Source organism: Ectobacillus sp. (genome assembly GCF_056992975.1).
The window spans coordinates 1-3,875 of sequence record NZ_JBXKMX010000045.1 but is presented as its reverse complement, the minus strand read 5'-3'; the positions used below and the strand labels follow the sequence as shown (position 1 = coordinate 3,875).

Annotated in this window: 2 protein-coding genes; both read right to left on the bottom strand. The window is 38.8% G+C overall.

Going from position 1 to position 3,875, the window contains the following annotated elements:
- Window positions 1-2,146, bottom strand: a 2,146-nt coding sequence (locus AC11ZT_RS01865; RefSeq protein WP_484057978.1) for a CoA-disulfide reductase, incomplete at its 3' end; no start/stop codon positions are given.
- A 343-nt stretch (window positions 2,147-2,489) separates the two neighbouring features.
- Window positions 2,490-3,599 carry a radical SAM protein gene (locus tag AC11ZT_RS01860; RefSeq protein WP_484057977.1) on the bottom strand — a complete coding sequence of 370 codons (1,110 nt, stop codon included), beginning with the start codon at window positions 3,597-3,599 and terminating at the stop codon, window positions 2,490-2,492.
- Between the last annotated feature and the right edge of the window lie 276 nt (window positions 3,600-3,875).

Here is a 3,875-nt window from a genome sequence, read left to right as displayed (position 1 = left end):
CTACCTTCGGAGAGTTTTCTTTTCTCAAAATATTTAAGCCCCAGAATGTGAAGAACATCGTTACATTCTTACCCATTGCAGCTGCACCATTTGCAATAATAAAGGAAGCCATTGCTTTATCATAATCCCCGCTGAATACTACCATAGTCGTTCCATTTTTTGTCTCTGAAACTGTTTGGCGAGCATTTGAGTTGCCTGTTCCCTTTTGAATAATAGCTTTTACGATTTTGTTTTCGAATGAAGATGAAAGAAGTGTATTCCCTGTCCGTTTGCACCATGCACCTATATCACTTGCAAAGCCGGGATCAGAAGCAGAAACTTCTACAATATCTCCTTGTGAGAGTGCATCCATTTGTTTTTTCACTTGTAATATGGGACCTGGACATTGTAGACCACAAGCATCAATGGTTATCGTGTTTGCTGTTTCCACGCTAGCTGCCACCTCTTTTATAGCTTCAATTTGTTCTACTGGTTCTATTAGGTCGTTCTCATTGTCTCCGTATGCTGCTTTATATGTTTTATAGCCTCCGTCCAGGTTTTTTACCTTAAAGCCATGTTGCTGTAGTATACGAGCTGCTAGGTAACCACGAAGTCCGAATTGACAAGAAACATATATGGTTTGATCTGTTGGTAATTCATGTATACGTTCGCGAATTGCGTCAAGAGGGATATTTACGGAACCTGGTATAGAACCCATTTCTAGTTCAAATGGATCACGAACGTCGATTAGAAGTCCACCGTTTTGGACGATTTCGTTAATTTCATGCCACTGTACAGTTTCTACCATACCTTCGATAATATTTGATGCTACATATCCAGCCATATTTACTGGATCTTTAGCGGATGAATAAGGAGGAGCATAGGAAAGCTCTAAATCTGGTAAATCACGAACAGTTAAATTCCCTTTCATTGCTGTTGCAATGACATCAATTCGTTTATCTACACCATCCGTTCCAATCGCTTGTGCGCCGTAAATGGTTCCTTCTGTTGGATGGAATAATAATTTAAGCGCTATAGTAGTTGAACCTGGATAATACCCTGCATGAGAATTTGGGTGAATATGGATGGCTTGATATGGTAATCCTAATTCTTTTAATGTCTTTTCATTATTACCAGTCGAAGCTACTGTTAATTCAAATACCTTTGCAATAGATGTGCCCATCGTTCCACTATAAGTAACATCTTTACCAGCAATATGATCTGCAACTAAACGGCCTTGTCGGTTTGCCGGCCAAGCGAGAGGAATCATCGCTTTCGTACCATTGATATAATCACTAACTTCAATAGCATCTCCAATAGCATAAATAGAGGGGTCTTCAGTTTGAAGAGTCGGACCAACTTTGATTGCGTTTTTTACTCCGAGAGGTAACCCCGCTTCTTTCGCTAATGTATGTTCTGGTGCAACACCAATTGATAATATAATCATATCTGCATCTAATGAAGTACCGCTAGTTAAGATGACTTTCTTTCCGTTATCTTCAAATGCTTTGACTTCATCTTCTAAAATCAGCTCGACTCCATTTTGTAGAATATGCTCATGAAGTAGAGCTGCCATTTCATAATCTACAGGGGTCATCACTTGATTTCCCTTTTGTACGAGCGATACATGGATGCCAAGACTACATAAGTTTTCCATCATCTCAATACCGATGAATCCTCCACCAATTACTACAGCTCTTTGAATGTGATGGGTATCAACATACTGTTTGATTTTATCTGTATCGGGAATATTCCGTAATGTAAATAAATTATTGGCGTCTTGAATACCAGGAATCATAGGTTTTACAGGATGTGCTCCAGGAGATAAAATTAATACATCATAGGATTCTTCGTATATCTTTCCTGTTTGTACATGTTTTACTGTAACGGTCTTTTCACCACGATTTATTTTTGTTACTTCACTATAGTTACGAATGTCCATATTAAAACGTAAAGACATGCTTTCTACAGTTTGCAGCAGTAATTTATCACGAGAATTTATGCTGCCACCAATATAATAGGGTAACCCACAGTTTGCGAAGGAAATATACTCTCCCCGTTCCAATAATACGATTTCAAAATTTTCATCTAAACGACGTAAGCGAGCTGCAGCTGTTGCACCGCCAGCAACTCCGCCAACTATGACTATTTTCGTTCCTTTTGACACAAGTAGCACTCCCTTTTCCTATGTTAGTTCTGCAAAGATGCCAGGTAATAAAATTTTTATATGGCATACCATACCTACTTTGGTATGGTAATGAAAATAACAGTGAGAGTCAACTACCTAATGATAGTAATTTTAAGATGTATGTAATAAAAAACGATAGTTGACGGCCGAGGGAGACTGAAAAAATATGGATTTCGAAAAATAGGTGCTTTTTCTGCGAGCGGTAACAATCGGAGCTGAATTTTTCCATCTTTTACCCATAAATAAGACCACTGAAAGGTAGTATTTTTTCAGTGGTCATTTGACAGCCAGTTATCGTTTTTTCTTATGTTGTGAATATCTTTTAGAAATATTGCTCCCTAGGCTTGTGATTACAATATGGTTCTTCTGCAAGATAATTTTCTTCAGCATAGTAGGCACGTGCCCGGCATCCTGAGCAAACATTTGTATATTCACATACTCCGCATTTTCCCTCCAATAAAGATGGATTACGTAGGTTTTGGAATACGCTAGACTCATTCCAGATCGTTTGTAACGATTGTTCTAACACATTCCCTGCTTTGACGGGAAGGTATCCACACGGCTGCACATTTCCCTTATGAGAAATGAAACATACACCCGTTCCGCCAAGACACCCCTTTGTTACGGCAGCCATACCATGTGTTTGCATTGTTATACGTTCCCCAGCTTTTCTTGCTTCTTGTCGCATTATGCGGTAGTAATGCGGAGCACATGTAGCCCGTACCTCAAAGGAAGCATCCCGTGAACGGTTGTAAAACCAACGCAGTACTTCCTCATACTTATCTGCACTTAACATATTGCTCTCTACAATTTCCAATCCACATCCAACGGGAACAAGCATAAACAAATGAAGTGCATTTACATTCATCTGCTGGGCAAGCTGGAACATCTTCTCTATATCTTCGACATTATGTGTTGTAATGGTTGAATTAAATTGTAATTCCAATCCCATTGCTTGCACATTTCTTGCCCCGCGAAGCGCAGCCTCGAATGCTCCAGGCAACCCACGAAAGCTGTCATGAATCTCAGCAGTGGGTCCGTCCATACTAATCGCAACCCGCTTGATTCCAGCATCCTTAATTTTCCTTGCAATCTCTTCAGTAATCAATGTTCCGTTAGAGGCCATTGCGACTGGAATGCCCTTTGATGAAGCATAACTTGCAATGTCAAAAAAGTCTGGACGATACAAAGGTTCTCCACCCGTTAAAATTAAAATAGGCTTTTTATCAAATTTTGCAATGTCATCAATTACATCATAAGCCTGCTTGTCAGTTAGCTCATCCGCTGCCCGCTGCGGCTGAGCTGTCGCTCGGCAATGAACGCATTTTAAATTGCAACCTTCCGTAAGCTCCCAAAAAATCAGACGAGGTGCTTTATGTACATCCAATGAAGAATGTTTCGTAGTTGAACGTTCCTTTGTTTCCGTTAGCATTTTATCTCCCCAATTCCTTGAAGTATAAACATTATTAGTATAAGAGAGAACGTAGCGATTACTTTATAGAAGGTATCACAATATCGTGAACGTAGAATTTTTACTTATAGGAACATTAAAAAAAGATTTTATAGTTAGAATAGTAAATTTCCGCTTAACAATCGTAAATTTAGTTTAAGGGATGTGATAATCTTACTTTTAGATTGAAATTTTCAACAAAAGAATGATAAGATGCAGGAAATCATACATAATTGGATAATTATTACATTTAGTACA